This is a genomic window from Acinetobacter sp. ANC 4169 (assembly GCF_002135355.1).
GTDB lineage: Bacteria > Pseudomonadota > Gammaproteobacteria > Pseudomonadales > Moraxellaceae > Acinetobacter.
Genome location: NZ_NEGE01000029.1, coordinates 1 through 9,914, shown reverse-complemented (window position 1 = coordinate 9,914; position 9,914 = coordinate 1). Strand labels below are relative to the sequence as shown.

Here is a 9,914-nt window from a genome sequence, read left to right as displayed (position 1 = left end):
CCGAGACTTTATGTCTCCTAAAGAGCCGTTGAAGACTACGACGTTGATAGGTTGGATGTGGAAGTGCGGTGACGCATGAAGCTGACCAATACTAATTGCTCGTGAGGCTTGACTATACAACACCCAAACAGTTGTTGTACGAACTTCGAAAGAAGTGAGGATCAATTGATTCGATATTCATCAAAACAGCTTGATTCATAAGCTCGTTAGTATGACAATATTCAACTCAGATATACCTGTTAATGAACTCATTTGGTAGAAAGCCTTGGCGTCTAAATAAGACCAAAGCAAGTATCCATAAACAGTTGTGCTGGCGACAATAGCAAGAGTGAACCACCTGATCCCTTCCCGAACTCAGAAGTGAAACCTCTTAGCGCTGATGGTAGTGTGGGATTACCCATGTGAGAGTAAGTCATCGCCAGCTCATTATTCCAGACACCCCCAACCCGAATAGCATTGCTAGGAGAGTTGGGGGTGTTTTTTTGTGTGCGGAAAAATTTATAGAGGATATTCCATAAAAAATATAAAAATTCAGAGCATATTTTTTTTGAAATTAGCAAGTTTTATAGTCATTTTTATATTCGATATTGTTTAGATTATTTTAATAAATAGAAAGTGATTGATTGGTTTTTATTCAAAAATGTGACCTGTATCACTGTAATTAATACCAAATTAAAAGTCATTTATTTTATAAATAAATCCTTTTAATACATATAGATATCATTAATATTATAAAGGAATGTTCATAATCTTTAGTCTTATTGTTTATCAAAAATCATATGCGTATATTGGCTGCGATAAATTTTACTTAACAATTGATTGTTAAGTATGTGGACAAGTACTCATGGGAGATGAGAACGATGACAATGGAAACTGTAGATATAAATTCTGTAGTCAACAATGCGAAATTTACGCCTTTTCACTTCAATGTAGTTGCTTGGTGTTTACTGGTAATTTTATTTGATGGTTATGATTTGGCAATTAATGGTGTAACTTTACCACTATTAATGAAGGACTGGGGCTTAAGTGCCGTTCAAGCAGGAATGCTTGCCAGTACAGCTCTTGCAGGCATGATGTTTGGTGCGATGATCTTTGGTTCTTTAGCGGACAAGATTGGTCGTAAGAAAGTGATTATGATCTGTATCGTATTATTTAGCGGTTTAACCTTTGCAGGTGGTTTTGCTTCTAACCCAACTGAATTCGGCATTTTACGCTTCCTTGCCGGTCTTGGTATTGGTGGTGTGATGCCAAACCTGGTGGCACTGACTTCTGAATATGCTCCACAAAAGATGCGTAGTACCTTGGTGACTACCATGTTCAGCGGTTATGCGGTAGGTGGAGTCATGGCAGCTTTGCTTGGTTCATGGTTTACGCCTGATTTTGGTTGGCAAATCATGTTCTTTATCGCCGGTATTCCTTTATTTTTACTGCCTGTAATCTGGAAATTCTTGCCTGAATCTTTGGCGTTTATGGTAAAGCAAAACAAGCAGGCTGAAGCACGTCGTATTGTGCGTCGCCTGTCGCCAAATACCAAGGTTACGGACCAGACCACATTTACTTTACCACAGGAAAGTGTGCCTGAAGCAGCCAACGTGGTGAGCTTGTTCCGTCGTGGTCGTGCGGTCAATACTTTACTATTCTGGGTCGCGTTCTTCACTTGTCTGTTAACCATGTATGCACTGAGCAGCTGGTTACCGAAATTAATGATGGCGGCAGGCTACTCGATGGACAACAGCTTGATGTTCATGATGGTCATGAACGTTGGTGCGGTTGTGGGTATTGTCGGTGGCGGTATTCTTGCGGATCGTTTCCACTTGAAACCGGTGCTAATGTTCCTGGGTATGATGGGTGCGATTGTGATGAGCTCAATGGGCTTTGCATCTAACCAATTCTTACTTTACATCTTGGTGTTCCTGGCTGGTGCAGCATCAATCGGTTCGCAAATGTTGCTATATAGCTATGTTGCGCAGTTCTACCCATTGGCAGTACGTTCGACAGGTATTGGCTGGTCGTCTGCGATTGGTCGTATGGGCGCGATTGTAGGCCCAATCCTGATTGGTGGCTTACTAGGCATGAACCTGCCTGCTCATTTCAACTTTATGGCGGTCGGTTTACCGGTGCTAATTACTGCGATTGCGGTTGCATTGATTATGCATGATGATGAGTCTGAAAAGATTGGGTCAGCTGAACCGGCAGTGTCTAAAGCTTAAACATTAAGTTTAAAAAGAAGCCTCCGAAAGGGGGCTTTTTCATGTTATAAGAAATGAATTTTATAAAAAAATTCATGTTAAAAATATGAGCGAAGAACAACTAATAGCAGAAGCAATTTTACAATTAAAACAAGAACCAGATATTCTTAAAGATTATATTTTTCCAATAACAATAGCTCTGTTTTCTTCTTTTTTTGGCGCATTGCTTGGATATTTTGTTTTTCATAGACAAGAAAAAATAGTGTTAGAAAAAAGAAAGTTGGACACTGTAAATAAATGGCTATTGTTAGCTAATGAAATCCATCAATCATTGATAGCTATCAAATTTAATTACTACAATAACTTGTGTAATGATCCATTAAAAAGATTTTTCGCTATACCATTTATAATTTTGGAGGATAAGAGTTATAGTTTTCCATATCATGAGTTAGCCTTTATATCTAGCAGTTCACCTTCTAAATGGAATAACATCCCCAATTTACTTATTTTGTTTTCCAACTATTCATCCGTAATTAAGATGCTGCAAACTCGCAATGAATCAAGTGAGAAAATTAAGAAGGAAATCTTGAATAAGAGAGAATCAAATAGGGCTAGTATAAACATTAATTGTCAGGAAATTTCACAAATTGCAGACTTAAGCGAGTTAGCTCGGGTTATAGATTTAAGTGAGTGGTTAATAGTCTTAATAGATGATTTAATTATTGGATTTTATGATTTTTTACAAGAGTTTCCAGAAGTTGCAAAGCAGAAAATAAATTTAAAATTGATAAAGGGATATGGATCAATTTTAACGTACAAGCCAAATGATAATGCTGAGTTTCAGTCAATATTAAAGAGATCTCCTTTACCAGATTATAAAAAATTATCATCTATTTTGGAGCTTGACGAAGAGGAACTTATGGCAAGATATAAGCCATTATTTGAAAAATAATCCAAGGTCTGCATTATGAAACTCAACTCATTCTCCTCAATCCCTGAAGATGATGACGAACTACATCTTCCTGAACTGGTGTACTGGGCATCCTTAGGCGACATTGACCAGGTCGAACAGGGCATCAACGATGGTCTGGATGTCAACTCTGCCGATGAAGAAGGTTATAGCGCCTTACATGCAGCTGCTGAAAACGATCATCTAGAGGTTGTTAAGCTATTGATTAGTAAAGGTGCGAATATTAACCATCGCAGTACTTATACAGCTTTAGAACTTGCCGAAATGGCAGGAAATCAAGAAATAGTGAGTTATCTAAAGAGCCTAAAAGGATTGTCTTAAATCAATCACTTAAATAAAAAAGAAGCCCCACAAGTTGGGGTTCCTTTTTGGAAACAGCTTAGAACTACGGGATAATATCCATATCCACTTCCAGTTCTTCAACAATCGCGGTATTAAAAGCGGGTAAATCATCAGGATTACGTGAAGTAATCAGCACCCAACCATTGGTATTGCAGCGGTGCACTTCTTCATCGACCCATTTTGCACCGGCATTTTGCAGATCCAGCTTAATACTTTTATAAGAAGTCAGATGTTTATCTTTGACCCGACCTGCATCAATCAATGCCCATGGCCCATGACAGATCGCTGCAATCGGTTTCTGGTTATCGGCAAAGTACTGAATGATGCGCTGGGCATCTTCATTAATACGTAATTTATCAGCATTCACTGTCCCGCCAGGGATCACTAGCAAATCATAATCTTCTGCACTGACTTCATGCATGGTGGTATCGGGTGTGTATTGTGCACTTGGCTTGCTATCACCTTCCATGGTTTGGACATCTTCATTTTTTTCTGCAGCATGAATCACCACAAAACCATGCGACTGCAAGAAATCCAAAGGCTGGACTAATTCATCGTGTTCAATGCCCACGTTCGAGGTGATAAACAGAACTTTCTTGACCATGATTGTATATCTCAATATCTGCAGGGGTCTTTAGCTTAGCAATAAGGCATTTTTTGAAATGTTGCTTTTTTAGCCTTCGACTGTAAGCATTTATAGAAAAAAGCCTGATAGAACAACAGAGAAAAACAATAGATGAAAAAAAGCCCCGATATCCTATCGGGGCTTTTTTTGTATGCGTTGCTTAGGTATAACGGCTGTTCTACCTCACGTCCTGATGCTCAAACCTTATTATTGTTGTTTTCTGTTTGGGAAACATCCTGTCTCCTGATGAATTTAGAATAAGAAATTTATCTGGAAGGAGATATACGCCAATAGAACCATTTTATGTACGTTATCTCTTACACAACCCCCCACCAGACCAAGCGAAATGAAAGTTTGTTACCAATAAAAAATAGTGATTTTCAATATTGTACTTAGAATAAAAGTGATGAGCTATTTGAATGGCAGAGGATAATAATGATGAAAATATTCCGACAGCATATGCTGACCACAATCATATTCATCAGTACATCGAGTTTAACCGCATGTAATGCACAAACGGACGTTGCAAATTCGGCATCCAAGTCAGCCGCAGAAACCACATCTTCCAAACCTTCTTCAGGTTCAGTTAATCAAGCTTATAAACTGACGGACTTCGCACAGTTTAATGAACCGTGGGCGATTGCATCTTTAAAGGATGGACATTTACTGGTCACGGAAAGAAAGGGAAAGTTACAGCTATTTGATCCTCAAACCAAACACAAGACCGAAGTTAAAGGCATGCCTAAAGTGGCCTATGGTGGACAAGGCGGCTTGGGTGATATCGCCTTGCATCCACAATTTGAACAGAACCACATCATTTACTTAAGCTACGCAGAAGCAGGACAGGGAGGCTACGGGGCGGTGGTGGCTCGTGGTGAATTAGATTTGTCCAATAGCCAAAAACCGCAAGTTAAAAATCTGAAAACTATTTGGCGACAAGTACCTAAGGTACAAGGTCAGGGACATTATGCCCATCGACTCCTGTTTGGTCAGGATGGAAAACTTTGGGTGAGTTCGGGTGAACGTCAGAAATTTGATCCTGCACAGGATATGCAATCCAATTTAGGCAAAATATTACGTTTAAATGATGATGGAACGCCAGCTGCAGCTAATCCATTTACGAATCAAGGAGAGATTGCAAAACAGGTCTGGTCATTGGGTCACAGAAATCCATTAGGTATAGCATTCGATCCTAATGGGAAACTTTGGGTGGTGGAAATGGGGCCTAAAGGTGGAGATGAACTAAACCTGATTCTAAAAGGTGAAAATTACGGTTATCCACTGGTTTCAAATGGCGATCATTATGATGGTCGAGATATTCCTGACCATAATACCCGTCCTGAATTTAAAGCACCTGAAATCAGCTGGACACCCGTAATCTCTCCATCCAGCCTGATTTTTTATAGCGGTTCTCAATTCCCTGTATGGAAAAATAAAGCCCTAATTGGCGGTTTATCTTCCAAGTCTATTGTTGTGGTGGATACAGCCATAAAACCTGTGGCTGAAGTACAGCGCGTGGATATGAAGCAGCGTATCCGTGATTTGCTGCAAGCCCCAGATGGTTCAATCTGGGTGCTGGAAGATGGCAATAATGCCAGACTGCTGAAAATGACTGCGAAATAATGCAGTCCATAATATTCAAAAGCCCTGAGGCGGGCTTTTGAAAAGATCGGCATTCATGATTGGATTGTATTAGGCTGCATAATGCTCATCGGCATTAAACGCATTGGCCTGGATCTGGATCAGTTTACGATTGCCTTGTTCGCCATTCATACGCCAATGGGCGATCTTGATATTATCCACAATGGCTACATCACCTTTTTGCCATTGCAGTAACAGGGCATCACGGTACATGGCATCAAAAAAGGCCTGCTTGTCTTGATCGTTCCATTCCACTTGCTCACCTTGCTGGTTAAAAATTTCCCAGGTCAGTTGCATGCCACCCGCAGTAGAATCCAGTTCAATATCACCACGATTTTCAAAGCAGTTTTGTGCTGCTTGATGTGCAAATGGATTGGTATTATTGGCAAATGCCCAAGGTTGGACTGCCAGTTTTTGCGTAACCGGGTGCTTAATGACCAAAGGTGAACGTTGTAAAGTCAGCTTGGCTTTTTTGTCCGCCCGTATAGAGACGCTAAACGGACTTTTTTTCAGCAAGATCCGGTCGATAAAATTGACCTTGCGTGAAGAAACATAAGAAAAATGGTTCCAGGTGCCTTGGTATTTCTGCTTTACTGTTTCGGGAAAGTTTTCCCAAATCTGTTCCAGATTATTAAAGCCTGTTTCTGCCAGATAAGTTGAGGGTTCCTGACAATATAAAGCAATATAACGTGAGCGTTCAGAACGAACACCACCTTCTACATGCGGACCTTGGATAGAGTTCTCGACCGGGCCTAATTGAACGGTATTGCGGTCAATATAACGCCGATAATCGCCCGCACCTAGAATACTTTCACTGTATTTACGCATCCAGGATGCCACCCAACTTGGCATATTGGGATTAAAAGCATTCCAGGGCTGGAATTTGAATTGCTGTTCAACCAGGTGATGAAATTCATCGGTATGCTGGATGTTAAATCCACGAAAAATCAAAATACCGTACTGATGTAACTGTTGCATCAGCTGTTCAAGGTTCTGTTCAATATATTGTGCCAAGTCCTGTGAGGTATTGCTATTTTCAGGGGCAATAAACAATTTGGCATAATTGTTCAGCAAATGGTGTTCTAATTGCATTTCTTTTCTCTCAAACATTTTTATTGTTTTGTTTAGGATGTCTGGAATAATTCCGAGTTTTATTCCAGTGATTCATCATTTTTAAATGGTTATGATTATAGGGTTTGAAATTTCAGTCGCATGTAAATTTTAGTGGTTTTGCTTCAAGTTTTCGATAAATGGTCAGTCAGATCAACATCCTGGGCAAAAAAAAGCCCCGACATCCTGTCGAGGCTTTTTCATATTCATTTTAAGGTATAACTCCTGTCGTACCTTGCAGCATCCTGCTGTTATATCGCTTATCTTTTTAGTTTTAAGCTTAGAGACTTCCTGTCTCGCTATGAGTTAAATATAGCGTGAAAGGTAATGTGTGAAAAGTGGATATATTCGGCAACTGTTGTAAGCTTAAGCGTACAACAGTTCTACACATCAGGAACTTACGTATTGAATCAGTTTGTCCAGCACACCTTTTAAAGTCTTTTGGTCAAATTCATTGGGTTCAAATTCTTCGGTTTTATTGCGTGAAAAAATATCGCGAATTTCAATAATCGCATTACTGTCGATTAAACCGAGTTGGGTACCGACCTGACGAATCTGGTCTATGGAACGGGAACCATTAGTGGCACCATAGCCAATATACGCAGCCGGTTTACCTTGCCATTCTTTACCGACGTAATCGAGTGCATTTTTAAGCGCCGGACTGTAACCGTGATTATATTCAGGGCTAATAAAGATAAAAGCATCGCCCGAAGCAACTTTGTCGGCCCAGTCTTGCTGTTTGGGTTGATCATAAATGCCTGTTATTGGCGGATGGCTGCCGGCAAAAATCGGCAGGGCCCATTCTTTTAAGTCGACCAGTTCGGCCTGAACGGTACTAAAATTGGCTTGATCGATGCTGCGTTTTACCCAGCGTGCTACTTTAATGGCAGTTCGGCCTTCACGCACGCTACCCACGACAATATATATTTTCATGTATTGAGCCTAAATTTTTAAAGTTTTCATCTCTAACTTATTATGAATGTTATTCATTGAATATTATGGATTTGTATTTTTCAATCTTTGTATAAAAACAGAAAATAAAAAAGCTCCCGAAGGAGCTTTTAAACATATAAGGCTGAACCCTTACATAATTTTAATGCCTTGCTGGCCTGCAGGCGTCACTTTGAAGATTTCCACCTCAAAGGTAATATCTTTGCCGGCAAGCGGGTGATTAAAATCAATTTCAGTAATGTCTTCACCGACCGATTTCACCACGCCAAATAAGCTTTGCTTGGCTTTATCTTCAAATTCAATCATATGGCCTACAACTGGTGGCTGCTCGAATTTAACCGTGTCAAACTTTTGTACGTTTTCAGGATTCCACGGACCAAATGCTTCTTCCGGAGGAAGACTTACGGTACGACGGTCACCGGCACGTAAACCAAACAGGGCCTTTTCAAAACCTGGCAACAAGCTGCCATCACCCATTACCAGGCTGACAGGTTCTTCACGGCTACGGGTATTGTCAATTTCCACACCATTTTCAATGGCAACCGAAAAATGCAGCTCGACTTTAGAGCCATCTTCAATACGAGTTTCTTCGTTTGGATTAATAAAATCAGTCATTGTGTTGCGCTTCCGCACGTTGAATACGTTGTTTCTCTAGGAAAAACGTATCGATCAGTAGCAAGATAGTACCTACGGTAATGGCACTATCTGCAATATTAAAAGCAGGAAAGTGGCTGTTGTTGTAATACACGTGAATAAAATCGACCACATAACCTAAAGATACCCGGTCAATTAAATTACCGATGGCTCCACCCAAAATCAGGGCAATCGCCATAGGTAAAACCACAGTTTTTTTCGGCATACGCATCAGCCAAAACACAAAAATCACAGACACTAACGCTGCCAGCGAAGTAAAGAAATAGCGTTGCCATCCACCGGCATCGGACAAGAAACTAAAGGCTGCGCCATAGTTATGTAGCAATGTCCAGTTTAAAAAGGGCAGTACAGGTACCGGATCTGCATAATTCAGATGGGTTGTTGCAAACCATTTGGTCCATTGATCCAGAATAATTGCCAAAATGGATAATCCGACCCACAGCAAATTGTGTGGATAGAATTGAAATAAGCCCTTTTTATTTTGCGGATTAGGCATACTTTCTCTCTTCGCCTTGACCTGTAGGAAGGTTAATAATACAACGAGAACAAAGACCTGGATGTTCGTGATGTGTATTTACATCAGGAAGCACATGCCAGCAGCGTGCACATTTTTCGCCATCTGCCGCTGAAACTTTAACGCGTAAACCTTCAAGATCGGTCGCTTCACCTTGAGCATCATCCAAGTCATTCACCAGCACTTGTGAAGTAATCAGAACAAAACGAAGTTCATCACTTAACTGATCAAGCACTGTTTTCAATTCCGCATTGGCCCAAAGTTCAACTTTGGCAGACAGGTTAGAACCAATCAGTTTGGCATTACGTGCCGCTTCAATTTGCTTGTTTACCGCAGATTTAACGCTAATTAAAGTCTGCCAGTCGGCTTCTGAAACCAGGTTTGCAGTTGAAGCCACCGGAATGTCATACCACTCAGCTGTGAATACGTACTTCTCGCTTTGTCCTGGAATCAAAGGCCAAGCTTCTTGAGCAGTAAAGGTTAAGATCGGTGCCATCCAGCGGACAAAGGCTTGTACCAGATGATACAGCGCAGTTTGTGCAGAATGACGTGCCTGTGAATCTGCTTTGGTGGTGTATTGACGGTCTTTGATGATGTCGAGATAGAAACCACCCAAGTCATTGATACAGAAGTTGGTCAACGCGTTAGTAACGATATGGAAGTTCATATCTTCATAAGCTTGCTGAATGGTTTTTTGTACGTCAGCTGCGCGTTGCAAGATGTATTGATCCAAGGCAATCAACTGATCCACTGGCAATGCATCAGTTGCTGGCTGGAAACCGTTCAAGTTGGCAAGCAAGAAACGCAATGTGTTACGGATACGGCGGTAACCGTCCGAGGCACGGCCAAAGAATTCTTTTACCCCCCCGCCTTTCATAAAGGGAATCCCCAGAGGCGATCCCAGAAACGGAAAACCTC

At 40.8% G+C, this 9,914-nt stretch carries 10 protein-coding genes and 2 rRNA genes; 6 read left to right on the top strand and 6 right to left on the bottom strand.

Annotated elements, in window-relative coordinates; translation table 11 throughout:
• From B9T26_RS15455 to B9T26_RS15435, 5 genes are all read left to right on the top strand, one after another.
• Positions 1 to 116 (top strand): 23S ribosomal RNA (locus B9T26_RS15455); the annotation flags it as partial.
• A gap of 193 nt (positions 117 to 309) precedes the next feature.
• Positions 310 to 424, top strand: a 5S ribosomal RNA gene (rrf, locus tag B9T26_RS15450).
• Between the two features lie 436 nt (positions 425 to 860).
• Positions 861 to 2,210 carry an aromatic acid/H+ symport family MFS transporter gene (locus B9T26_RS15445; RefSeq protein WP_086200524.1) on the top strand — a complete coding sequence of 450 codons (1,350 nt, stop codon included), beginning with the start codon at positions 861 to 863 and terminating at the stop codon, positions 2,208 to 2,210.
• An 85-nt stretch (positions 2,211 to 2,295) separates the two neighbouring features.
• Positions 2,296 to 3,141, top strand: coding sequence for a hypothetical protein (locus B9T26_RS15440; protein ID WP_086200523.1), 846 nt, complete (start codon positions 2,296 to 2,298; stop codon positions 3,139 to 3,141).
• A 15-nt stretch (positions 3,142 to 3,156) separates the two neighbouring features.
• Positions 3,157 to 3,480, top strand: coding sequence for an ankyrin repeat domain-containing protein (locus B9T26_RS15435; protein WP_086200522.1), 324 nt, complete (start codon positions 3,157 to 3,159; stop codon positions 3,478 to 3,480).
• A gap of 64 nt (positions 3,481 to 3,544) precedes the next feature.
• On the opposite strand, the gene B9T26_RS15430 is transcribed toward B9T26_RS15435, so the two are convergent.
• Positions 3,545 to 4,105, bottom strand: coding sequence for a type 1 glutamine amidotransferase domain-containing protein (locus tag B9T26_RS15430; RefSeq protein WP_086200521.1), 561 nt, complete (start codon positions 4,103 to 4,105; stop codon positions 3,545 to 3,547).
• Between the two features lie 459 nt (positions 4,106 to 4,564).
• Between B9T26_RS15430 and B9T26_RS15425 the strand changes: the two genes are divergently transcribed.
• Complete coding sequence (locus B9T26_RS15425) at positions 4,565 to 5,749, top strand: PQQ-dependent sugar dehydrogenase (RefSeq protein ID WP_086200520.1); 1,185 nt, start codon at positions 4,565 to 4,567, stop codon at positions 5,747 to 5,749.
• A 69-nt stretch (positions 5,750 to 5,818) separates the two neighbouring features.
• On the opposite strand, the gene B9T26_RS15420 is transcribed toward B9T26_RS15425, so the two are convergent.
• The 5 genes from B9T26_RS15420 to B9T26_RS15400 all read right to left on the bottom strand — a co-directional run.
• The gene (locus B9T26_RS15420; RefSeq protein ID WP_086200519.1) at positions 5,819 to 6,859 is read right to left on the bottom strand and encodes a TauD/TfdA family dioxygenase; all 1,041 of its coding nucleotides are present in this window, start codon (positions 6,857 to 6,859) and stop codon (positions 5,819 to 5,821) included.
• A gap of 408 nt (positions 6,860 to 7,267) precedes the next feature.
• A complete protein-coding gene (locus tag B9T26_RS15415) occupies positions 7,268 to 7,810 on the bottom strand; it encodes an NADPH-dependent FMN reductase (protein WP_086200518.1) in 543 nt (180 codons plus the stop codon).
• 150 nt (positions 7,811 to 7,960) lie between these two features.
• Complete coding sequence (locus B9T26_RS15410; protein ID WP_086200517.1) at positions 7,961 to 8,443, bottom strand: FKBP-type peptidyl-prolyl cis-trans isomerase; 483 nt, start codon at positions 8,441 to 8,443, stop codon at positions 7,961 to 7,963.
• Entirely contained in the window at positions 8,436 to 8,978 is a 543-nt protein-coding gene (gene lspA / locus B9T26_RS15405; protein ID WP_086200516.1) for a signal peptidase II, read from the bottom strand. Before lspA ends, B9T26_RS15410 begins: the two co-directional genes overlap by 8 nt.
• Positions 8,971 to 9,914, bottom strand: a 944-nt coding sequence (locus tag B9T26_RS15400; protein WP_143223038.1) for a class I tRNA ligase family protein, incomplete at its 5' end; no start/stop codon positions are given. The genes B9T26_RS15400 and lspA, both read right to left, overlap by 8 nt.